This window comes from Parabacteroides sp. TM07-1AC (assembly GCF_003480915.1).
Classification (GTDB): domain Bacteria; phylum Bacteroidota; class Bacteroidia; order Bacteroidales; family Tannerellaceae; genus Parabacteroides; species Parabacteroides chongii.
Genome location: NZ_QUKD01000009.1, coordinates 62767 through 86836 on the forward strand (window position 1 = coordinate 62767; position 24070 = coordinate 86836).

At 44.6% G+C, this 24070-nt stretch carries 17 protein-coding genes and 3 tRNA genes; 7 read left to right on the forward strand and 13 right to left on the reverse strand.

What is annotated here, in order from left to right:
• Positions 1–39: 39 nt before the first annotated feature.
• The 5 genes from DXD68_RS17165 to DXD68_RS17185 all read left to right on the forward strand — a co-directional run bounded on the left by DXD68_RS17165 (position 40) and on the right by DXD68_RS17185 (position 8034).
• Positions 40–1254, forward strand: coding sequence for an aminotransferase class V-fold PLP-dependent enzyme (locus DXD68_RS17165; RefSeq protein ID WP_122362755.1), 1215 nt, complete (start codon positions 40–42; stop codon positions 1252–1254).
• A gap of 10 nt (positions 1255–1264) precedes the next feature.
• Positions 1265–1666 carry a VanZ family protein gene (locus DXD68_RS17170; protein ID WP_122362756.1) on the forward strand — a complete coding sequence of 134 codons (402 nt, stop codon included), beginning with the start codon at positions 1265–1267 and terminating at the stop codon, positions 1664–1666.
• Positions 1667–1690: 24 nt separating this feature from the next.
• Positions 1691–2290 (forward strand): ribonuclease HII, encoded by a 600-nt coding sequence (locus tag DXD68_RS17175; RefSeq protein ID WP_122362757.1) that lies wholly within the window; start codon positions 1691–1693, stop codon positions 2288–2290.
• A gap of 535 nt (positions 2291–2825) precedes the next feature.
• Entirely contained in the window at positions 2826–6125 is a 3300-nt protein-coding gene (locus tag DXD68_RS17180) for a SusC/RagA family TonB-linked outer membrane protein (RefSeq protein WP_122362758.1), read from the forward strand.
• A 19-nt stretch (positions 6126–6144) separates the two neighbouring features.
• Positions 6145–8034: a RagB/SusD family nutrient uptake outer membrane protein gene (locus tag DXD68_RS17185; RefSeq protein WP_122362759.1), complete on the forward strand. Its 1890-nt coding sequence runs from the start codon at positions 6145–6147 to the stop codon at positions 8032–8034.
• 652 nt (positions 8035–8686) lie between these two features.
• Here DXD68_RS17185 and DXD68_RS17190 read toward each other — a convergent pair.
• The 8 genes from DXD68_RS17190 to DXD68_RS17225 form a co-directional block, all read right to left on the reverse strand.
• Positions 8687–9112 carry a SufE family protein gene (locus DXD68_RS17190; RefSeq protein ID WP_122362760.1) on the reverse strand — a complete coding sequence of 142 codons (426 nt, stop codon included), beginning with the start codon at positions 9110–9112 and terminating at the stop codon, positions 8687–8689.
• Between the two features lie 8 nt (positions 9113–9120).
• Positions 9121–10119, reverse strand: a complete 999-nt coding sequence (locus DXD68_RS17195) for a M20 family metallopeptidase (RefSeq protein ID WP_410510731.1) — start codon at positions 10117–10119, stop codon at positions 9121–9123.
• Between the two features lie 21 nt (positions 10120–10140).
• A complete protein-coding gene (locus tag DXD68_RS17200; RefSeq protein ID WP_122362761.1) occupies positions 10141–11919 on the reverse strand; it encodes a gamma-glutamyl-gamma-aminobutyrate hydrolase family protein in 1779 nt (592 codons plus the stop codon).
• A 94-nt stretch (positions 11920–12013) separates the two neighbouring features.
• Positions 12014–13969 (reverse strand): DNA topoisomerase (ATP-hydrolyzing) subunit B, encoded by a 1956-nt coding sequence (gene gyrB / locus DXD68_RS17205; protein WP_122362762.1) that lies wholly within the window; start codon positions 13967–13969, stop codon positions 12014–12016.
• A 172-nt stretch (positions 13970–14141) separates the two neighbouring features.
• A tRNA-Glu gene (locus DXD68_RS17210) sits at positions 14142–14213 on the reverse strand.
• A gap of 9 nt (positions 14214–14222) precedes the next feature.
• Positions 14223–14477 (reverse strand): 30S ribosomal protein S20, encoded by a 255-nt coding sequence (gene rpsT / locus DXD68_RS17215; protein ID WP_122362763.1) that lies wholly within the window; start codon positions 14475–14477, stop codon positions 14223–14225.
• A gap of 42 nt (positions 14478–14519) precedes the next feature.
• A tRNA-Glu gene (locus tag DXD68_RS17220) sits at positions 14520–14591 on the reverse strand.
• Positions 14592–14723: 132 nt separating this feature from the next.
• On the reverse strand, positions 14724–15113 hold the full coding sequence (locus tag DXD68_RS17225; RefSeq protein ID WP_122362764.1) for a DUF2721 domain-containing protein: 390 nt from the start codon (positions 15111–15113) through the stop codon (positions 14724–14726).
• Between the two features lie 89 nt (positions 15114–15202).
• On the opposite strand from DXD68_RS17225, the gene recO reads away from it, so the two are divergent.
• Positions 15203–15928 (forward strand): DNA repair protein RecO, encoded by a 726-nt coding sequence (recO, locus tag DXD68_RS17230; RefSeq protein ID WP_122362765.1) that lies wholly within the window; start codon positions 15203–15205, stop codon positions 15926–15928.
• Positions 15929–15999: 71 nt separating this feature from the next.
• Positions 16000–16071: transfer RNA gene (locus DXD68_RS17235), tRNA-Arg, on the forward strand.
• A 95-nt stretch (positions 16072–16166) separates the two neighbouring features.
• On the opposite strand, the gene DXD68_RS17240 is transcribed toward DXD68_RS17235, so the two are convergent.
• From DXD68_RS17240 to DXD68_RS17260, 5 genes are read right to left on the reverse strand one after another with little or no spacing between them, the layout of a single operon-like run.
• A complete protein-coding gene (locus tag DXD68_RS17240) occupies positions 16167–18311 on the reverse strand; it encodes a hypothetical protein (RefSeq protein ID WP_122362917.1) in 2145 nt (714 codons plus the stop codon).
• A 15-nt stretch (positions 18312–18326) separates the two neighbouring features.
• Positions 18327–20312, reverse strand: coding sequence for a fimbrial protein (locus tag DXD68_RS17245; protein WP_122362766.1), 1986 nt, complete (start codon positions 20310–20312; stop codon positions 18327–18329).
• 15 nt (positions 20313–20327) lie between these two features.
• Complete coding sequence (locus DXD68_RS17250; RefSeq protein WP_122362767.1) at positions 20328–21797, reverse strand: DUF4906 domain-containing protein; 1470 nt, start codon at positions 21795–21797, stop codon at positions 20328–20330.
• A gap of 12 nt (positions 21798–21809) precedes the next feature.
• Entirely contained in the window at positions 21810–22688 is an 879-nt protein-coding gene (locus DXD68_RS17255; RefSeq protein WP_199715727.1) for a FimB/Mfa2 family fimbrial subunit, read from the reverse strand.
• A 36-nt stretch (positions 22689–22724) separates the two neighbouring features.
• Positions 22725–23948 carry a hypothetical protein gene (locus tag DXD68_RS17260; RefSeq protein WP_122362768.1) on the reverse strand — a complete coding sequence of 408 codons (1224 nt, stop codon included), beginning with the start codon at positions 23946–23948 and terminating at the stop codon, positions 22725–22727.
• Between the last annotated feature and the right edge of the window lie 122 nt (positions 23949–24070).

Below are 24070 nucleotides of genomic sequence, written 5' to 3' on the forward strand. Positions count from 1 at the left end.
ATCTTTGGCGTTTGTTATACGACTAAAGATACAATTGCTATGTTAGATATACAGTCTATCCGGAAAGATTTTCCTATACTGGAGCATAAAATATACGATAAGCCGCTTATTTACTTCGATAACGGTGCAACAACACAGAAGCCCCGCCAGGTGGTAGAAAAGATAGAGAGCGGTTATTATAATGTAAATGCCAATATTCATCGGGGCGTGCATTTTTTAAGTCAGGCGGCTACTGAAGCGCATGAGGACGCGCGTAAAACCGTCCAGTCTTTTCTGAACGCCCGTTCGTCCAACGAGATTATTTTTACACGCGGGACAACAGAGGCAATCAATCTGATCGCTTCCAGCTTTACCGACGAATGTATGTCGGCGGGTGATGAGGTGATCGTTTCCGTGATGGAGCATCATTCCAATATTGTACCTTGGCAGATACAAGCGGCGCGAAAAGGGATCGCCTTGAAGGTCATTCCGATGAATGAAAAGGGTGAACTGGATATGGATGCGTTTCGCGGATTGTTTTCGGAGCGTACGAAGCTGGTTTCTGTAACCCATGTGTCGAATGTGTTGGGAACCATTAATCCGGTGAAAGAAATTATTGAGGAAGCACATAACCGTGATGTCCCGGTCCTGATCGACGGGGCACAGGCAGTTCCGCATTTGGCAGTCGATGTACAGGATTTGGATGCTGAGTTTTATGTTTTCTCCGGACATAAGGTTTATGGTCCGACAGGGATAGGCGTATTGTATGGAAAAGAAGAATGGCTGGATAAGTTGCCTCCTTACCAGGGTGGTGGCGAGATGATTGCGACAGTATCGTTCGAGAAGACTACATTTAACGAGTTACCGTTCAAGTTCGAAGCGGGTACTCCCGATTATATAGGTAGTACGGCTTTGGCAGAAGCATTGCGCTATGTCGATCGGCTGGGTATGCAGAATATAGCTGCTTATGAAGACGAGCTATTGCGTTATGCAACGGAGAAACTGAACAATATAGAAGGTATGCGTATCTTCGGGCAGGCGGATCATAAGGGAGCAGTCCTTTCTTTCCTGGTGGGAAATATTCATCATTATGATATGGGAATGTTACTCGACCGTTTAGGAATTGCTGTCCGGACCGGCCATCATTGTGCACAACCGTTGATGCAGGCTTTGGGTATCGAAGGTACTGTGCGTGCTTCTTTCTCTTTCTATAATACGAAAGAAGAGATCGATACGTTTGTTGCCGGAATAGAACGCGTTCGGAAAATGTTTTAATTAGTAGATTATGTTGTATTATCTGAAGAAATATCCGATATCCCTGACAATCATTCTGGTAGTAATTTATTTGTCTTTTTTCAAACCACCCTCTGTGGAGATCGGAAAGATTCCGGGGATAGACAAGGTGGCACATATCTGCATGTATGCAGGATTATCCGGTATGTTGTGGATTGAGTTTTTGCGTAATCACCGGAAATATGACGATGTGCTGTGGCATGCCTGGATAGGAGCCGTGCTTTGTCCGATTGTGATGAGTGGGGCGATCGAGTTGTTGCAGGAATATTGTACCTCTTATCGGGGTGGTGACTGGTTTGATTTTCTGGCGAACATGACAGGGGTTGCTTTGGCTACCTTGTTTTCTTATTTCGTGTTGCGCCCCTGGATGATGAGAAAGAAGATAATAGATTGATAACAAACTTATATACGATACTTTATGTTGTTGCCTTATTTGGAAGCAAACCGGATAGAAGCCGGTTGTGATGAAGCCGGACGCGGATGTCTTGCCGGATCTGTTTTTGCAGCTGCAGTCATTCTTCCTCCTGATTTCAAGAATGATGATCTGAATGACAGTAAACAACTTAGTGAAAAGAAACGCTATACTTTACGTCCGATAATAGAGCGGGAGGCCATAGCTTGGGCTGTCGGTATCGTGACACCTGAAGAAATAGATAAAATAAATATACTCAAAGCGTCTTTCCTGGCCATGCATCGTGCTATCGACCAGCTGAAAGTAAAACCGGAACATCTGCTGATAGACGGGAATCGCTTTACTCCCTATCGGGATATAAAGCATACGACAGTCGTGAAAGGGGATGGTAAATACTTGAGTATTGCTGCCGCCTCCATCCTGGCTAAAACATATCGTGACGATTATATGAATGAACTGGCTTTGGAATATCCGGAGTACCATTGGAGGGATAATAAAGGCTACCCAACCAAAGCCCACCGTGAAGCAATCCGTGCAGTCGGTATTACTCCTTACCACCGGAAAACATTCACCTTATTACCTGAACAACTTACACTGGATTTTTAGATTTTCTTCTTCCCTTTTCACCTCTGGGGTATAGGCTTCGTTTTTTTGACGTAGTTCACATAGAACTATATCAATAAACCGATTGCAAATATAGTATTTTTTGTAAAAACAAGATCCTTTAACGCTAAAATTAATAAAATAGAGACATATTTTTCATCTTTTTTGTAGATAAAGCGTCCCTTTCTACCCCTAAATATATTAGTTCTATGTGAACTGTGTTAATTATGCCACTAGTGTTGATATTTTGAAAAACTTAGTTTGAAGAAATATGCAGGTGAGTCGGGTCCAATATTTTCTTGTTGGATTCTCTTCTTTGGGAGCTAATAAGCTATCAGGTATGCTTTTAGAAAAGAAATGCTAATTTCTGATGGGATATAAACGCTAAATAATTCCTATAAAAGAGTCTAACTTTTTGATTCAGGTCAGGTATGAGAAATAATAGTAGTTAGTAGAGGAGATAGGAGAAGGAAATCCTTTTTTAACCTAATCAGTGAATAGTTTTTTATTCAAGTTCTAATCGTTAAATAATTAAGTTATGAATAATTACACAAAGAAAGTTGCCTGTGTGGCCATTCCTTTGTTTTGTCTTCATTTGACCATGGCAGCTGAAAATGCTATTTCAGATCTCGGTGTCCGGAAAGCAGCGGTAGAGGAAGCAGCTTCTGTAAATCAGAGTTCCCGTAAAGTAACGGGTGTCGTTAAAGATGAAAACGGAGATCCGGTAATTGGTGCCAGTGTCGTAGAAGTAGGCACGACCAATGGTATTATGACAGATATGGATGGTAAATTTGAGCTGTCCATCAAAAGCAGCGGTTCACTGCAAGTCTCTTATGTAGGCTTTGTTACCCAAACAATAAAACCAGGGAACAAAAACAATATCCAGATCATATTACAGGAAGATAATCAGGCTTTGGACGAAGTGGTGGTAGTCGCTTTCGGTAAAAGTACAAAAGAAGCCTTTACCGGTTCTGCCGGTGTAATGAAATCGGACGATCTTCTGAAAGCACAGGTATCGAACCCTGCGCAGGCCCTGGCAGGACGTGTTGCCGGCGTACAGCTGAGCAATTCATCTGCACAGCCGGGTAGCTCACCTTCTATCACTATTCGTGGTTTCGGTTCTATTTCTTCTGATACTGAACCGCTGATCGTTGTTGACGGAATGCCTTTCGACGGTGACCTGAACCTGATCAACTCGAACGATATCGAGTCGATGACCGTTCTGAAAGATGCTGCATCCAATGCCTTGTACGGTGCCCGTGGTGCCAACGGTGTGATCATGATCACAACAAAGAAAGGTAAGAATGGGGATGCTAAAGTGACCGTAGATGCTAAATGGGGTGCAAACTCCAATGGGCTTCAAAATTATAAGACCACGAATGCCCAGCAGTTCTACGAAACATATTATAAGATGTTGTATAACTATTATATAACAGAAGCTGGCGGCGGTATGTCCGCCAATGATGCCCATGCTTTGGCAAACCAGCATCTGACCAGTTCTTCCAGTGGTGTAGGTCCGGGTTATATGGTTTATTCAGTGCCGGAGGGACAGGATTTTATCCAGCAAGGCGGTGTTATGAATCCGGGAGCGACAATGGGTACTCTTTATGATTATAATGGAAAGAAACTTTGGCTACAGGCTGACGACTGGGAAGAGATCGGTTTGCAGAACGGTTTCCGCCAGGAATATAATGTGTCGGTTTCCGGTGCTTCCGACCGTATTAATTATTATACCTCTGTCGGTTATCTGGACCAGGATGGTATTCAGGAAGGTTCTTCACAGAAACGTTTGACGGCACGTGCAAAGCTGGATTACCAGGCAAAGAAATGGTTGAAAGTCGGAGCGAACTTCAACTATTCCAAATATAATTACAGTCAGACATCCGAAGGAACGATCGGTACTGGAACCATCTGGAGCACGATAAAGACCCAGGCTCCTATTTATCCTGTTTATTTCCGTGATGAGAACAAGAACATCATGATCGATCAATGGGGTGAGAAGATGTATGACTTCGCGCAAGCTTACGATCTGAGTCGTGCCGGAGGTGTCGGTGGCAACTGTATTTTCTCCAATAAATATCGCTCGGACGAAACAACCGGTAACTCGTTTATTGCCAGCGGTTATGCCGATGTGAATCTGACAAAGGACTTGACATTCACATTTAATGCCAATGCCTATGATTACGACCGTCGTTATACTTATGCTACCAGTCCTTTTGTCGATTATTATACCAGTTCTTCCGATAACGGTTATCTGTCAAAAGCCTCTTACCGTACTTTTACTTATAATACGCAACAGTTGTTGAATTATTCCAAACAATTCGGCAAACATGACGTAAGTGCTATGATCGGTCATGAATATTATAATTACAAATATGAATCGTTGAGCGCTTCCGGACGTAATTTCGGTATCGATAATACAAGGGAACTGGCAACCCTTCTGAATCTGAATAATAATCCCTATTCTTATTCTAATTCTTATAATAACGAAGGTTACTTCTTCCGTGCCATGTACAACTACGATGCAAAGTATTTCGGTTCGGTGTCTTATCGTCGTGATGCTTCTTCACGTTTTGCGAAAGACCACCGCTGGGGTAACTTCTGGTCGGTCGGCGGTGCCTGGCTTATTTCGAAGGAGGCTTTCTTTAATGCTCCCTGGGTAAATTCCTTGAAACTGAAAGCATCTGTCGGTTCACAGGGTAACGATAATATCGGCGATTATTTGTATGCCGACTCTTATAAAGTGGTAAACAATGATGACCAGGTTGCTTTCCAATGGCGTCAGAAAGGCTCCAGTGATATCACGTGGGAAACCAACACCAACTGGAACGTGGGAACTGAGTTTGATCTTTTCGATGGTCGCTTGAGCGGTAGTCTGGATTACTTCTATCGGAAAACCAGTGATATGCTGTTCTCCTTGAATACGCCTCCTTCTATCGGTTACACCAGTTATTTCATAAACCTGGGTGACATGCGCAATGCCGGTCTCGAATTGGTATTGCAGGGTACTCTGATCCGAAACAAGGACTTCAAATGGGACGTTAATTTCAATATCTCCCATGTAAAGAACAAAGTGTTGACTTTGCCGGATGAAATCAAGACAACCAAGGTGGACGGTTATAACGGTTATGTCAACCTGGATAAGTCGTTCGTATCTAAATATAAATATTTCGTTGCCGAAGGTCTTTCATTGTATACTTGGTACTTGCCTAAGTTTGCCGGTCTGGATCCTGAAACAGGAGAGTCTTTGTTCTATAAAGATATCCTCGATGATGCAGGAAACGTGACAGGACAGGAGACAACAAAAGATTCGAGCCAGGCAACCGATTATCTGATTGGCGATGCTCTTCCTTCTTTCTATGGTGGTTTGGGAACATCTTTGACCTATCGTGGCTTTGACTTTTCAATCAACCTGAACTATCAGTTGGGAGGTAAGGCATACGATTATACTTATCAGACATTGATGCATACCAGTACAACCAGTGCTACAACCTGGCATAAGGATATGTTGAATGCCTGGTCTCCGGAGAATACCAACACAACTGTTCCGCGTTTGCAGTTTGCAGAAAAGTATTCACAGAATCCGCGTTCAGACCGCTTCATTACGAATGCAAGCTATTTGAATATTCAGAACATCAACCTGGGATACACCTTGCCTTCCAGTCTGACTCAGAGATATAATATCCAGAACATACGTGTTTATTTCTCGGGTGAAAACCTGTTCTACTTTTCGGCACGCCAGGGATTCGATCCTCGCTATACGTTGAAAGGGTATAGTAATCCGGAACTTTATTCTCCGATACGTACTATCTCGGGTGGTATTTCATTGACATTCTAAACATAAAAAAGAAAACATCATGAAGAAATATAAGATTTTATTGGCTGCAGCGGCTCTTGTGGGTTTAAGTAGCTGTATCGAAGAAACATTGCCGACAGAATATGTGCTGAATGATCAGATACAGGCTTCGGAGTCGGCTTTGGAGGGGATGGTCAACTCTATTTATACTTCGATGGGCGGATATAAGAATGAGGACGGCGGTATAGAAATGATTTCTTACGGCAGTATGCGTGCGATGCTTGAACATAGTACGACCCAGTTTGTTTGTTCCGGAGCAAACGGTTATAATACGATGGGGGCTTATTGTAATGGCGCTGTAAGTGCTACGGGATCAAATCGCGGACTGTACCCTTCTTACCTGTATTATTCTTACATCAAGAATGTGAATGATATTATCAGAATGATCGACGTGAACGATCTGGATGATACGAAAAAGGGATATCTGGGAATCAGCTATGCTTATCGTGCCCTTTATTATCTGGATTTGGTTCAGATAATGGAGTACAAGAAGCCTACCGACAGCCGTTTCAGTTATGTAAGTCCTGAAAACGACTTGACGAACCTGGGTGTTCCTATCGTAACCGAAAAGACCACATCGGAAGAAGCATCCAATAATCCGCGTGCAACGGTAGATGCTGCTTATGACCTGATCCTGAGTGATCTGCAACAGGCGGAAACCTATCTGAGCGGGTATACCCGTACGGATAAGACCCAACCTAACCTGGCTGCTGTGTATGGATTGTATGCCCGTGCTTATGCCAACCTGGCTTCACGTGTGAATACTTCTGCAACTTATAAAGATGAAGCATCTTATTGGCAGAAATCCGGAGAATTTGCAGATAAGGCTATTTCTGTAGCCGGTTGTACGCCGCTGACGGAAGCAGAATGGACAGACCCTGTGAATGGTTTCAATAACCGTAATTCGCAAAACTCATGGATGTGGGCGACTTCTATTTCTGAAGGTAATACGACAGCTGCCACAGGTAATAACGAATCGTTCTCTTTTGCCATGATCTTTGGAACAGAGACGACATTCAGTGTGTATGGCTGGCGTGTCGGCCGTTCGCTCGACCGCAAATGGTATGAACGTCTTTCGGATAATGACTTCCGTAAGAAATCATGGCTGGATCCTAGCTTCTTCTATGAATCGAAGAATCAGAAAGAAGGAGAGCCATACTTGGTGGAGAAAGATGCAGACGGCAAGTTTATCAACAATAAATGGTCGGTAAACGACGTAAGTACAAGTACGACTCAGAGCGATTGGAATGACGATTATTCCGGTTTCGGTCCTGACAAATACCAATATAAGTATAACAGTTCTGCGTCATGGATCCGTGCCCGTATCAACTCTTCCAACGGTTTCCTGTCATGGCCGTGGTTGTACGTCAATATGAAGTTCCGTCCGCATAACGGGGACTACCGGACACATACGGTTGGTGGTGCAATTGATTATCCGATCATGCGTATCGAAGAAATGTATTTCCTGAAAGCCGAAGCAGCACTTCATACATCCGGTGTACCTGCAGCTGCAGCCATTTTGGAGGATATCGTGAAGACACGTAATTCTACCTATACCTGTACGGCAACTACTGCAGATGCTTTCCTGGATGAGTATGTTTTCCAGAAAGGTATCGAGTTTTGGGGTGAGGGTATCAACTATTTTGATGCCAAACGCCTGGAAGTGGGTATCCACCGTGCTTATAAAGGAACGAACTGTGAACGTTACCAGCATTGTATTGATATGGATGGCGTATATGTAGGCTGGACTCCTGGTTGGAACCAGGCTGAATTGAATGCCAATCCTGCTATCTACCACTATAATAATCCGTATACAAATCCGACGACTTATTATGTCTATAAGTCTAATGATGAGGTTAAACCGTATTATGGGACTGAGATAACCGAATAGGAGCCTGTCCTGGCGGGCTTGCCCCGGAATGACAGAGCTATCAGCATAAAAAAGTTTTCGAAAATAAATCCTTCATTCCTTCATCTATATAATTAATCACTTGACTGTGGTTGTTTTATGGATGAAGGAATATTATATGGATGAAGAATTTTTCTTGTATTTCACATTTTTTAGTTCATAAATGATCGCATCTGATACAATGAAAAGGCTGGATATCCACCGAGAGGCTATCAGTTTGCCTATTCTATTTTGATACATAGCCAGTGACTTCTTAGGTCAATTGTCCTTTCTTTTTTTCTGTTTTTCAATTATCGAACGCTTATTTGTCAGCTGTCAAACGCTTGTTCGACTAATGTACTACAAGCGTTTGACAATTGACAAACAAGAAAGAATAGCTAACTTATGGGATAATAAGTAATTAGACAGCTCGTTATTGCTTATTGCCTACGCCTCACTTTTTGCCTGAAGGATTAAACTTAAACAGGTATTAATCTCTGGTAGGATAATGAAGCATTAATCCGAAAAAAAGGATGCTTCCTTCATTATACTAAAAATCCTTCATCTGTAAATGATATAAAATCAGTTAGTTATATTGCAGATGAAGGAATGAAGGATTTATTTCTGAAAACTTTTGTTGAGCTGCTTTTATAAATTATCCTTGTTCTTTTGTCCGGAAAGCCAGTGCGTACATACGCATCTGTTTGACCATAGCTACCAGCCCGTTGGAACGGGTAGGGGAAAGATGTTCTTTCAGACCGATCTTTTCTATGAAATAGAGGTCGGTATCCAGTATCTCCTGCGGTGTATGTCCGGATATGATGTTGATCAGTAACGAAACGATACCTTTCACAATCACGGCATCACTTTCACCTTTGAACAGTATCTTACCGTCTTCATAATCCGCCTGTAACCACACGCGGCTCTGGCAACCTTCGATCAGGTTACTTTCTGTTTTATACTTTTCTTCCAGCGGGGGAAGTGAGTTGCCTAAATCGATCAGCAACGCATACTTGTCCATCCAGTCGTCGAAGGCTGAGAACTCTTCAATAACATTGTCCTGAAGTTCGTTGATAGTCATCGTTCGTATTATTTCTTTTGTCGGTTATATATTACTTCCAGAACCGTTTGCCCTACGGCTTTGAGGGTTTCACGGTCGATATTATCCATATTGTCTTTTTGTGTGTGCCAGTACCAGCCGAAACTATGGTCGCTTTCCGGGTCATTATTGATAATGTCGATGCAAGGAATGTTACGGCCTTTGATGACATACTCGTGGTCGTCGGTAAAGGTTCCGCCTCTCGCATTGATGAAATATTTGCCGTAACCCAGGTCGCGGGCTGTGTTCCATACCATTTCTACGATATTTGGAGCTTTCTTCAACGACAACCCTTCTTTGAAGAAGGTTGCGTTTTTGGCTCCGACCATATCTAGTAGAATGCCGAAGTCGGCACGGTAATTAGGAACATGGGGGGTTTTTGCCCAAAACTGTGTACCTAGGCACCAGGTGTCGGGTTTATAATCTTCGACAAATTCCGGTGTTCCGTAATCCTCGGCATCGAAAAAGATGATATCGATGCCTATGCCAGGATTGTTTTGTCCGATCTGGCGGGCTATTTCCAGCAGGGTGCCTACACCGCTTGCTCCGTCATCGGCACCGTCGATTGGTTTGCGATAGTTTGCCGGATCTGGGTCATGATCGGAATAAGGACGGGAATCCCAATGGGCGAACAACAGGATGCGCTTGTCGCTATCCGGATTATAGGAGCCGATAATATTTTTAGCTTCCAGTCCCGTATTGTCATAAGCTGTAAGGGTTGCTTCCTGCTCATATACCTTTGCTCCGAAACGTCTCAGTTCGGATGCCAGGTAATTGCCACAATCTTTATGGGCCTGGGTATTAGGTACACGCGGACCGAATTTAACCTGGTTCTCTACGTATGTGTAGGCACTGTCGGCATCGAATGTCGGCGTATTTGTTTGAGGTACTGCCTGGCTCACCGTTGTATTCTCTTTTTGTTGGTTTTTGGCCTGGCTGCATGCTGCTAATGAACATGCCAGCAGGGCAATATACAGAATGTGCATCATATCTGTTTTTTTGTTTCTTGTTTATCCGTTATAGGCTGACTGCACACGTGACATGACACGCAGCAGATTGCCTCCCCATATCTTTGCAATATCGTTCTCACTATATCCGTCTTTCAAAAGACGTACGGTGATGTTGATCAGTTCATTACTTGCCCGGCACCCGATCAGTTCACCGTCGCCGTCGAAGTCGGAACCGATGCCTACATGATTGATGCCGATCAGATCCACTATGTGATTGATGTGGCGGACGGCATCGGTAAGCGATGCTTTTTCGGCATCTTCGTTGATAAATCCTTTATACAGGCAAACCTGTACGACTCCCTGTTTGGCGGCCAGTGCTTTCAGCTGTTCGTCGGTCAGGTTACGCGGATGGTTGCATAAAGCACGCGCTGAAGAATGTGAGGCAATGATCGGCAGTGCGCTAACTTCCAGTGCGTCGTAGAACGTACTTTCTGCAGCGTGCGATACATCCACCATAATGCCCAGTCGGTTCATTTCTGCAACCACTTCTTTCCCGAAAGGACTAAGACCGCCCCATTCGGCTTCTCCGCGGGCGGAGTCGCAAATATCGTTACTTCCATTGTGGCAGAGTGTGATATAGCTGACACCCAGTTCTTTGAAGCGGGCTATATTCCGGATGTCTTTACCGATGGCATATCCGTTTTCCACTCCCAGCATGATCGCTTTTTTCCCGGCCTCTTTTGTTACCCATACTTCCTGTGGAGTGTGTGCGATATTCATTCTGCCGCGATTTATTTCCATTTGGCGATGGATCTCGTTCAAGCGGTTCATGGCGAAATCCGTAGCTTGCTGCAATGACTCGTCGTCCCGTTTCCCTTGCGGGATATAGGCAACCATGATGGCTGCATCTACCATGCCTTCCTCCATAAGCGGAAGATTCACTTTACCGCCCTCTTTCTGACCGATATTGAACTGGTCGGGAAAGATCATCGGGGTGTCGGTATGGGAATCGAGTATGACATTCCGGCTGTGGATACGTTTAGCCTCTTTAAACAGGCGTGCTGCTTCTACATGATGCCTGAATAATTCGAGCATCAGTTCGTCGCCGTTGGATGCCATTGCTTCGGGATGCCATTGGATACTGAATATCTCTTTCTCGGGATGCTCCATCGCTTCGTTGATCCCATCGGGAGCAACGGCTGTTTCCCTGAATTCGGGAGCAACCTCTTTTACCGCCTGGTGGTGTACGGAATTGACCAGTACATCCGGTTCCTTTCTCAATATTTCGAAAAGACGGGAAGAGCTATCGGTGATACGGACGGAATGTGAAGCTTGTTCGCGGGGCATTGCCTGGCTATGTTTGAACACGCCACCTGCATGTTGCGAATAAATATCCTGGTAGACAGAGCCGCCGAAAGCTACATTGATAAGCTGATGTCCGCGACAGATACCCATAACGGGTAGCTGACGGTTGGTTGCCAATCGGAGCAGGATCAGGTCGAACTCATCGCGGAAGGTATCCACATCCTGTAACTGCGGTATCGGCTCTTCCCCGATATAAAGCGGGTTGAGATCTCCTCCGCCGCTCATCAGTAACCCATCCAGACTGGAAACGATCGCTGTAAGGGCTTCCAGGTCGGTGATAACCGGGATTAGTACCGGTGCACCTCCAGCCATCAGAACGGACTGGACATAAGTCTCCGCTATACAGGAAAGTCCGTCTTTCCGGTTTGAAGATATTCCTATACGGGGAGGCTGAAGTTTTTCTTTCTTAGGACTGAAATTGTCAACTTCCCTGAACAGGGCTTCTAAACTCGGACGACGGACTTGATTATTCATAACAAAACTGTTTTAATTGACAATTGATAATTGATAATTGACAATTAATAGATAATCAGAAATTGTCAATTGTCAATTGTGAATTGTCCATTGATTAAGCGTCAATATTTGCGTATGTAGCATTCTCCTCGATGAATTCGCGGCGCGGACCTACGTCTTCACCCATCAACATGGAGAATATCTGGTCAGCTTCTGCTGCGCTGTCGATCGTGATCTGTTTCAACGTACGGTTTTCTGGATTCATGGTCGTATCCCACAGCTGGTGGTCGTTCATTTCTCCCAAACCTTTGTATCGTTGCGTGTGTATTTGGTTTTCATTACCTCCACCAAACTTGTCGATAAATGCCTGACGTTGTTGTTCTGTCCAGCAGTATTCTTCGACTTTACCTTTCTTACACAGGTAAAGGGGAGGAGTAGCCAGGTATACATATCCGTTCTCGATCAGGGCGCGCATTCTGCGGAAGAAGAACGTAAGGATCAAAGTGGCAATGTGGCTTCCGTCCACGTCGGCATCGGTCATGATGATCACCTTGTGGTAACGGAGCTTGCTCAGGTTCAATTCTTTCGGATCTTCCTCTGTACCGATAGTAACACCCATGGCACGGAAGATGTTTTGGATTTCTTCACTTTCGAACACTTTATGGTCCATCGCTTTCTCTACGTTCAGGATCTTACCGCGGAGCGGCAGGATAGCCTGGAACACACGGTCGCGGCCCTGTTTAGCCGTACCGCCTGCAGAGTCCCCTTCGACCAGGAATAACTCGCAGATAGAAGCGTCTTTGGAAGAACAGTCTGCCAGCTTGCCGGGAAGTCCGCCACCGGTCATCGGCGACTTACGCTGAACCAGTTCGCGTGCTTTACGGGCAGCCTGACGTGCCTGGGCAGCCAGGACAACTTTTTCAACGATAATCTTCGCTTCTTTCGGATGTTCTTCCAAATAATAACTAAGAGCTTCACCGATTGCCTGGTCTACAGCACCTGTCACTTCACTGTTACCCAGCTTCGTCTTGGTCTGTCCTTCAAACTGTGGCTCAGCCACTTTGATAGAGATAACGGCTGTCAGACCTTCACGGAAGTCATCGCCCTGGATCTCTACTTTTGCCTTTTCCAGTAGTTTGGAGTCTTCTGCATATTTCTTCAGTGTACGTGTCAGACCACGGCGGAAACCAGCCAGGTGCGTACCACCTTCGATTGTGTTGATATCATTTACATACGAGAACACGCTTTCGTTGAAAGAAGTGTTGTATGTCATAGCTACTTCTACGGGAATACCCTGTTTCTCCGTTACGATATGGATTACATCGGGGATCAGGGATTCTTTGGAACGGTCTACGTAGCGAACAAATTCTTTCAGGCCTTCTTCAGAACGGAATAGTTCCGATTTAAAGGTTCCGTCTTCTTTGATTACGCGTTTGTCTGTCAGTGTTAAGCTAATACCGGCATTCAGGAAAGCTAGTTCGCGCAGACGAGTAGCCAATATATCGTATTTGTATTCTGTAACTGTAAAGATACTGCCGTCCGGTTTGAAGGAGATAGTTGTACCAGTTGTTTCTGTTTGTCCGGTCACTTCCACGCCATGTAACGGTTTACCACAAGAGAATTCCTGCATGTGTACTTTCCCGTCACGGCGTACCTCTGCTTTTAAATAGGTGGATAGCGCGTTCACACAGGAAACACCCACACCGTGCAGACCACCGGATACTTTGTAGGTCCCTTTATCGAATTTACCACCAGCATGTAGAACGGTTAAAACTACTTCCAGAGCTGATTTACCTTCTTTCTCATGAAAATCTACTGGGATACCGCGACCGTCGTCCGATACTGTGATCGAATTGTCTTCGTTAATTACCACATCGATCTGGGAACAAAATCCGGCTAACGCTTCATCTATCGAGTTGTCGACAACTTCGTATACGAGATGATGGAGACCTTTTTCACTGGTGTCACCAATGTACATGGATGGCCTTTTACGTACTGCTTCTAACCCTTCAAGTACCTGAATACTGTCCGCAGAGTATTCCCCGGAAGTATTCTTCATTTCTTCACTCATGAGTTTCTATCCTTTAAAATCACTAAATTTCTATATATCTAAAAATGCTAACAAATGTAGTGAAAATAATCGACTTAGTAGGTAAAAGAGGTGTGAAAATAGCAAAAAATGCGACAGGTGGGAGGGTAAACAAAAAGCAGTCGGATTCGTATGAACCCGACCGCTTGTAAAGTAGCCCATAGGGGAATCGAACCCCTCTTTCAAGAATGAAAATCTTGCGTCCTAGCCGATAGACGAATGGGCCGAAATATCCTTATGCAAGTTTGTTAACGTGCTTTGTCAACTTGGATTTCAGATTGCCAGCTTTATTCTTGTGAATAACGTTTTTCTTAGCAAGCTTATCCAGCATAGAGCACACCTTAGGTAATAATACCTGAGCTTCATTCTTGTCTTCAGTTGCACGCAGTACACGCATTGCATTTCTTGCAGTTTTTGCATGATATCTGTTGCGTAGACGTCTTGCGCTCGTCTGTCTGATTCTCTTGATAGATGACTTGTGATTTGCCATTTCTTAGCTATTCTTTATTGAATTTTTTAATCTTGTTTATTGTAGCCCATAGGGGAATCGAACCCCTCTTTCAAGAATGAAAATCTTGCGTCCTAGCCGATAGACGAATGGGCCATCATGTCAAAGTTCTCACTTTCAGCGCTCTGGGATTGTTGATTTCCCGATTGCGAGTGCAAAGATAGATGTTCTCTCTGAACTACCAAAACATTTCATGAGAAAATTTAATGTTAGTTCTTGTTTTAACTTCTATTTAGAACTTATGTCCTGTAAATGTATTTCTAAAGCCTTGACGGAAATGTTTATTTCCCAGATACATACGCATAGGGAAGCCGCCAGGAGCAGCAGAGCGATACCGAATATCCAGGCGGCGATGATTTGCCATGAAATATAAATGAAGAACATGGAAATTACGCATAGCAGCAGACTGAGTATGCCGAGTATCTGCATCGAACGGGTCAGATAAAGCCGTTTGCGAAGGTTCGCGATCTGGGCGATATCCTTCGGATCGTGTGTCTGCTGGTGCTTTTCCTTTAACGTGCGGACTACGCTGGCGTATGAAAGGAAACGGTTGGTATAGGCCAATAGTATCAGTGATATGGCTGAAAATAAAAGCGACGGGGTAGTAAGATCTAACATAACTCAAATGTATTTATACTATTATAACCAGCAAATATCGTAAATAGTTTGTTGTTTTGTATCTTTGTCTGTCATAAAGCGGTGAAGATATGCTATGTAAAACGCGCGGGATCGTCCTGCATGCTATTCCATACAACGATAAGTACTCTATTATATATATGTACACGGAGGCGTTCGGACGTGCTTCTTATCTGGTTGCACGCAGCCGGGGAAAGAAGTCGACCGTTTCCAAGGCATTGTTCATGCCTTTGTCCGTACTGGAGATGGAGGTGGAACATCTGAATAAACGTGACTTGCACAGGATACGTGAAACGAAACTCTGTTATCCGCTGACCGAAGTGTTCTGTAATCCGGTGAAGAATGTACTGGCTCTTTTCCTGGCGGAGGTATTGTTTCGGGTCGTAAAGGATACGGAGCCGGATCAGCGGCTTTTCGATTATTTATATGAGTCGATCCGTTTGCTGGAGTATGCCGACAAAGGGGTGGCGAATTTCCATCTGGTCTTTCTGCTTCGCCTGCTACATTACCTGGGTATTTATCCGAATGCCGATTCTTATTCGGCCGGTTGCTATTTCGATATGCAGAACGGTGTCTTTGTGGACCGTGTCCCTATGCACCGGCATTATCTGACTCGTGAAGAGAGCCTCTTTTTTGCCCGGTTGCTGAAAATAAGCTTTGAGAATATGTCGCTTTATTCATTTTCCCGTCAGGACAGGGTAGGAGTAATCAACCGTATTGTTGAATATTACCGCCTGCATCTGCCGGAGTTTCCTGAAATAAAATCCCTGTCGGTGATGCAAAGTCTTTTTGATTGATCAGATTACCGCCTGAATACTTGCCAGTTTGAGGAAAAGATTATACTTTTGCCGCACCTTATACAAAAGTCGGTCTTGTAGTTCAATGGATAGAATAGAAGTTTCCTAAACTTTAGATCCGGGTTCGATTCCCGGCGAGACTACCGGGTTAAAATATTGAAGGACTGTACCTAAGCTTTTGCTTCAGATACGGTCCTTCTGCTTAACCGGAAATACCCCTTGATAATATTCCCATTTCTTATTGGAGATTCAGTCGTTGTCCGGACAATAATTCCCTGACGGTGAATGTGCCTGTATAGGAGCTCGTTGTCAGCGAAACTGTGTCTGATAATTTACAGCCGGCTTTGACGGAAATGTTGTAGTTGCTGGCATTATTGGCCCTGAATGAATCGAGTATGCTCCTGTCGGACGATGAGATCGTATAACCCGGTATGGTATATGTTCTCCCGCCTGAAATAACACGAATCTCTCCTGATGTAGCCGTATTCCTGTTCAACTGGTTATCTACGTTGATCGTCGCATTACTGAATCCCTGTGCGCTAACCGTTATTTGTTCGCCGCTGTCGTTCTCTGTAGAAGTGAACTCTACGCTTTGTTCTCCGGTGGGTGCTTCGTTGTAGGTGTAACTGTATCCTCCGTTTACGGCTGTCCATCCGGCTTGCGATGTCGTCAACTTTGTCGTGGCAACGAAGACGGTGAGCGGATATTCCGGTGGATAATCTGCATACTGAGGAATAGTAAACTTGAGTGTTGCCGGATTTCCTTCCCCGTAAACGACGATGTTGTCGTTGTTGACAGATACATTTTCAAACTGACGCGATACCAGGTTGATCTCTGCCGTCTTGAAATAGGCGTTCTCGATGGTGACTGTCTCGTTGCTGTTGTCCAGGCTTGTCCTGAAGTTCAGTGTTTTTACTCCCGGGTCTTCTGCCCAGTACACATATTTATATACTCCGTTTACAAAGTCGATCTGCAGGTTCTTGTTCGGATCGGTCGGATACAGATATTCTGTTGTGATCTCGCACTTCAGCGGATACAGGTAATTGGGTACTCCATCCGGTATCCGGAAAGACAAGGTGATATCCTGATCTTTATTGGTATACAACTCCGGTGTGAAACTTGTCGGACTGAAACTATACAGCGTACTCGAAGTGACTGTGATCGTGCGGGAAAGCTTGCCGGCTTTGACTGAGAGGGTTGCATCATTCTGTCCGGCATATACCCGGGCAATACGTGCCGTTATATTCCCGCTCCCGTCATATGACAAGCCACTGATGATGTTTCCTCTGTCTTCCTGAACGGATACACTGATCTCTCCGTCGTTCGGAACTTCGTTTTCTGTATAATGGGCTGTTACATTCAATGTCCCTCCCTGAGTGAACAGGAAGTTCAGGCGGCTGACGGTAAGCCGGTTGTTATCGTTGTCAGAGATGGACGGCGAATCTTTGAAGATGTCGGCGTAGATATTGTTGGATACTTCCGCTTGTTTGGCATCTTCAAAAGAGGTACTGCCACTTGCCTTCTCGTTGAAGGACTTGATGATCACTTTGTACTGGAAATTCCTGACAATCGTATACGGTCTTTTGTTGTTGTCGAGGAACTGTATTTTATAATATAACTCCGGTCCGTCTTTCAGATGTCCTTTAATAATAAGGAAAGACTGATCTTCGTAATAGTTCGGATTTTCGAACATGTATTTATCTTCCAGATTACAGTCGGCTTCGCTTTGGGCTGTCCTGGACGGGGTTCCCAAAGGCAGGGTTGTTATATCATCCTGAATAGTGAACGGATTCGATATCATATCCGGGTTGAAAGGAGCAACAGTACCTGTGGCAACAATATTAGCCAGTGCGTAGCCGGTGACCGTAAAATTATCTGTTTCGTTCTGAACCGTCACTTTCGCTTGGTTACGGAATAGGGTTACGTTCAGCGGGGAGTCCAAAGAAGAAACTTCATTTCTTCCCCAGAAAACCATTTTGCTGCCGAATAAGGCAGGCATAAGTTCTTTTTCGTCTTTTTCGACGAATGCTTTGTCATTGAATGAAGACCAATTGTCGTAATTGGCTACCACATGGATGATCTTGGTTTCTTCGGATACTTCCGCTTTGAAAGAACCGTTACCGACGCCGTCTGTTTCCTGGCTGTCGAGCCCGGTTGCATGAACGCGTTCGATAAATAACCCGTTCATGTCGAAGGTCAGCAACCAGACATCCGAAAGATTATTTTCGAAGGAGGCGGCACGTGTGGCAATCCTGTATTCCGGGATATTCACGGAAACCTTCAGGGTTGCCTTGCCGGGAATACCGGGCTTCTCCACTTCATATTCGTCCTGACAGGCGAATAAAGTGAATGAAGCGATTAAATATATGATAACATTTTTCATAACTTCCATCTTTTATTATTTGACATCTCTCACACAACGTACAGAAGAACGTAACGGGTTGAAACCGTTGCCTCCTCCGACACGGGGATCCATGAATTGTACGGTCGCACTGGCTCTGGCACTCCAATACCAGCTCCCTTCCAGGATTTTTTTAACTTCGGCGGCTTTGATGTTCTGGAGTACATCGATCAGATATACTTCAGCCAGTGTCGGCATACGCCAGTCCGAATAAGTTTCACCGGTCGTTTCATCCCTTTCAACATAGGTCGAACATTTGTTTCTGGAATTCAGATAACTGTCCGATGTCGTCACGCCAAACTGCGAAGCCAGCATCACGCGGGGAGAGATACGCCGGTTGTTTTCTTCGGTGTCGATGGTTTCATTGCCGGCATCTCTCAGGGGATAACCCAGGACTGCATTGTTTCTAATGTATTCGGCATACGATCGTCCCAGTGCGGGATTGGCTGCATAATGCGTATAGCCGCTGCCGAAATCTTCATTAAATTCATCAGGATCGGGCAACGATGAGAAGTCGGCGACAAAAGAACCGATCACATACATCTTCTTGTTATTCTGTCCCTGGCTGCCGCCCGGTGTCTCTGCTGAGATATCGGAGCTAAGGTATACAGCCGGATATTGTGTAACTGTGACTTGTTCTGTCAGATCAACTCCGTTCTTTACCGTGAATACAATCTCTTTAGCCACAAAGTTTTCCGGAAGCGTACTGTTTACAACAATGTTTCCTGACTTAACTCCTTGTGAACAGGTAATATCCACTCCGTTAGTCCCGTTTGTTATACTTGTTCCGTTGACGGTGATGTCGGTTATTTCAACATCCGGGGTAGAAGACTGGAATGTCGTTGTAAAACTGGTCCGGTTTGGCAACGATATGGTTGTCTGTTCTACGTATATGAAGTTGAATCCTTCTACTGAAACTAAAACTTCTTTGGTAGTCCAGTCTTTGATCGTATAGTTGGCTTTGATTTCTTTGGCCGATTCCGGGGTTTCTGCTCCTGGCTGGTCAACCAGGATTGTGATGTCATATAGACGGTTACGTTCCAGTTTGTATAGGGCATTACGCTCGGCTTCCTGTTCTTCGGACGGGTTTGCCGTGTCGTCGGACGGGAGACGAAAATTCACAGGTACTTTATAATAGTTCTGTGTGTGCTCTTTTCCATCGGGACCGGTTGCCGGAATATTCACGATCAGGTAGGTTTCATTCAGCTGATCAAGGCTCCAGTCGTTCGGATAGGAATAGACAATGATTTTGTCCGATCCCATTCCATTGGAGATGTCTGTAAAACCAGCCATGTTCTGTAGTTCAGGAACGACAGGTCCACCACTTTCCACTACGGAAGCGTTGGTTGCATACTTATATAGTTTCTTGCTGATAGTTCCGGCTGAGGAAGCTGTAAAACCATTTGTATAAGCTGTCGATACCCGTATTTTAGCAGCGGCCCTTTTTAAGGGTACACTGATTTCCTTGTTCACTATCACACCGTCATTCAGTATCTGAGCGGAAGTTCCGTCCATCATAAAACTATCCTGTTTTTTATCGGGATCCAAGGATGAAACGGCCTGTGCCTGCAATTCGGTACGTGTAAAGCCGTTGGCCGGAATGTTTTGTGAATAATTTGCCACAACATATGTTTCGTATGCTTTATTCCGGTTGAACTGCTCCTGCATAGCACTCAAGGTGACGAGGTATTCCCCGCTTACCGCTGTTCCGGAAGCCAAGTCGATATGTTGATAGAAAGAGCAGGCATTCTCTTCTTCCCCGTAGATGAAAACGTCCAGTGTCTTTACCAGGTTTTCATTCAGGTCATCTTCGCCTGTTTCCGTACCCGCTCTTGTTATGCCGGGATGCGACAGCGATAGCCGGATCGCTATTTTGCCGGAATCCGTGTAAGGCTTACCTTCCATCTCTTCCTGACTGCAGGACGAGAGTAACAAAGCAAACATCGATAAGCACAGTATGATATAATTCTTATTTCGTTTCATAACCCTTTTCTCCTTTTATTTATATTCTGTTTGTGTGATCAGAATATCTGTGTCATTATCACCCGGAAAGTTCCGTGATCCGTTGCTCTGTACCGGATTGATCTTCAGTTTTTCTCCTCCGACGGTGATATACAATCGGACTATCCTTTGGGTACCTCCCCAGGGTTTTGTTGCTCCGACCTTTATTTCGTAAGTATTATCTCCTGCAATACCTTTTGAAATAGCCAGTTTATCCGCGGTCGAGCCTACTTTCCCGAAGGTAAATTCAAGTCCGTTTGTTAATGTCGCTGTCCAGATGGCCCCGGCCGGACCTGTCAGGCGAAAGTTGTAACTGACATAAGATGTCTTGTTTTGCGGTTCGCCGTTTTGCACATACGGATATTGTACGATGCCGTTAGTGGCATCGGTATTGTTAGCTGTGAGCTCATAATCTCCCTCCTTTACCACATGACCGATCTCCGATACGGATTTGGTCCAGGGGAGTGTGATCGTTTTAAGTTCCAGGATATTATCCGGATGGTCGATGATGCCCATAACTGTATATACCGTGTTCCGCTTCAGACTGTATTTGCTATCCGTCTGCCCGTTGTCGGTTATATAGGCTTTATATTTGTAAGGCTGTCCGTCTATCGTTACCGAGATTCTCAGATAAGGTGTGACCTGCGAATCGGGAGCCGACGGACCGGCAATATTCTGATAGCTGTAAAAAGAGACCATCGCATTATCCGGGGTAATCACGGAAAGGTCTTCAGGAACGCGTATCAGTGAATTTGCGGTACTGAACGCTTGTCTTTCATCTCTTTTTTCAACAGGTGAAACCATGACCGTGTTCTGATATTTACTGCGTGTATTAGTAACCTGGTTCACCAGCTCGATTGAGTTCACGACTACTTCACTATCCTTATACTTCGTATTTTTGAACATATAAATGTCCAGGCGTGAAACCAACCGTTCCATCGGTACGGTTACCTCCGTCAGGAAATCTTCTATCGGTGTTTCCTGTTTGCCGACCATCAAGATATTGGTATCACTGAAACCGTTCTGATTTGAAATGGTCAACCCCTCCAGATATTGCAAAGTAGGCTTTCCCAGGTCTTCTAAAGTGACTTTAGCATCTGACGAATTGAAAAAGACTTTATCCGGATCGTTATAATTTCCTATTGCATAAATTATTTTTGTTTGCGGGGAAACCTGGACAGACCGGAGCAGTTCGTCCGTATATTGTGGTGTTATGACCGGAATCAACTCAGCATATTCGCAACTACCGTCCGCTTTATTGAATACGTAGAGTGCCAGGCTCGAAAATTTACCGTCACCTCCTTTTGTCAGGTTGTCTGCCGTAGCGCGGGTGGAGATGGTCATGTTTAGTCGGGCATCCATTTTCGCCGCGGTTGGATCCGTATCCTGGTTTTCACTACAGGATGCCACCAGCAGGACGACAATGAAAAGACTTATTGCCGCTATATATTTATTCTTGATTTTCATATGCTTATGGGCTTATCCGAGGCCCGGTATTATCACCTCTTCGTCCCAGGGTTTGACTGTGACCGAGGTACCATTGAAGCGGAAGCGGATTCCTACCGTCACTTCGTTGATCCCGTTGACCGTGATCTGGTTATCTTGCATGAAATCCTTTAACTTCAATGTGTATATTGTTTTGTTAGTTTCTTTTCTAATCAGATTGATATAGATACCATTTTCATCGTTGAATCGTAGAACATTGAACTTTGTGTTAAAACTGGATGCGTTATCCTCTTTGCGGGCAACCGGCCTGTACGAAACATTCTCCGAAGAGAATGTTTTCGCAAAGTCGACTGTCGGGCTCAGGTTGCCGATCTCGATATCGATCGGGGATATGCCATCTGCCAGAGCTTCTTCTTCCAGTCCAGTCAGTTCAATGTACATTTTTATATGCGAGCTACTAAAATAAACGGTATCTTCACTTGAGTTGTCCTGAAATATTTCAATGTCCCTGCTTCCAATGTACAGGCTGTCATTAGTGGTGATCAATTCTTTTGTAAAATAGTGAGGGGCTGCAACCAAAGCGTTTTTTAAAGTTGAAACCTGGTCGATTCGGGTGTCGTTCCGGGAATTTCCCCAACAGATGATCCGGTATTTGCCTGCCGGAAGATTGAGGGGAGTTCCCTGTTCGCGTCTTAAATCACTCTGATCCAGTCCGATCGATTGTACTAGTGCTCCGTTTTCGCCATATACATACAGATCCACTTTCTCTATTTTTTCAGGGAATATTTCCTTTGTCCCGTCTCCGAAGTATCTGAAGACCAGGTTCGTGTCGCAACTAGCCAGATCTTCTTTGATACAACCGGTCATCAGGGCAACCCATAATATGATGCTGAAATATATAATACGTTTCATTTGTTCTGTATGTTGAAATTATGTTGAAATTGGAAATTACTGATCCAGATCGAATCCCGGAGTAATCGTTTCTTCTGCCCAGGGAGCGATCGTTACGTGAACTAAGACGTTAAACTGGATATTTTCCAGGTCATTATCGAGCATCGGGATCAGTTCGACATCCATGTTATAGATCGTACCCGGTTTGAAGTCGGCAGCCGTCATCTCAACATTCGGTTCTTTGAAATACTTCACGATGTTGGCAAAGCGTGCCTTGTTGGCCAGCGACGGGTTGAATGCTGTCGTATTGTCGGACTGCATGCCTACAACATTGATATTTGCCAGGTCGAGGTGTATTGTCGGTATCTCTGATCCCGGGAAGAAGTTGAACGCATAGCTCTTTCCTGCTGGTGGAACCATCACCATCGTTTGATAAGTTCCTCCTGAATAGTTGTTGTAGCTGGCATACGATGCGGCATCATTGGCGGTAGGCTGATTGAACAACCATTTGCCTTCCAGGATATTGTTCACGGCTGAAGCATTGCTGTACAGGTCTTCCACATTTGTCGAATCGTGATAAGTATTGAAGAATTTATTCAGGTAAATACCTTTCAGGTCCGCAGTAAAGTCTTCCCAAGTGACTGTTGCTGTTTCTTTTTTTCCTCCAACGACACGTGTGAATGTGAACTCTTTCGTATCCGTAAAATAAATTCGGTTTATTTGTATACGGGCAAGGATCGGTTTGATGGTCACATTCGCCGTATAAGTCTGTCCGGAAGTCGGGTCCGGTTCAACCGGTTCGGCGACGATCGGTGTCAGGTCTTCATCTACGCCGAAATATAATACGCCTGATCCTTGTTGTTGGTCAAGTGTCGTCGTTATCTGGTTATCCGTTACTGCACTGCCTGGATTACCATATACATATACTTTGGATACGGTTTGAGGCACATTGATGAATTTTAAACCGGACCCTTCTCCTGTGGCAGTCAGTTTGCTCCAGTCGGAATCGGCTGCAGCATCTTTGTTGACTGTTTTGGATACAACGACACTGCCGCTGGCATCTGTCAGGTTGATAAGTACACTACCGACATTTATGGTGTCTTTGGTCAGGAAATTCCCGGCTTCTGCCGCTTTTGTCTTGATACCTGACATGCCTGCCAATGATACGGAGATGGATTTTGGACCTTTGCCCGCATTAGGAACCGGGGCTTCGTCATCATTATTACATGCAAATAAAGTGGCTACAGCAAATAATGCTGTAAATAAATTTCTGATACTCATAACTCTCTGAAATTAATGATTAATACTCTGTGTGGAAGTCTTTCCCCCCTGTCTTCATTAGTGGTATCTTATGCCTTATCAGGGCATAAGGATGGCTGTACATATGAGAATATATGCAAAAT